Raw genomic sequence first — 244 nt, forward strand, 5'->3', positions numbered from 1 at the left:
CGTTAAACACAGTAGTCCAAAGTATATGGGGGCTGATTTTAGCTAAATACAATAATACTGAGGATGCCGTTTTTGGTACGGTTGTATCAGGAAGGGATGCTTTAGTAGACGGTATTGAAAATATGGTAGGTTTATTCATAAACACTATTCCTACAAGAATTACATTTGATAGTGATTATACTTTTCAACAGCTTTTAAAATCAGTCCAAGAAGGTGCTCTGGATACGAACAACTATAATTTTAT

The 244-nt window shown here is 34.0% G+C and carries 1 protein-coding gene; it reads left to right on the forward strand.

What is annotated here, in order from left to right; genetic code table 11:
* Positions 1 to 244, forward strand: a 244-nt coding sequence (locus R0K30_RS23155) for a condensation domain-containing protein (RefSeq protein WP_410613340.1), incomplete at both ends; no start/stop codon positions are given.

Origin of the sequence: Bacillus sp. SIMBA_154 (assembly GCF_046536015.1) — a bacterium.
Lineage (GTDB): Bacteria > Bacillota > Bacilli > Bacillales > Bacillaceae > Bacillus > Bacillus pumilus_P.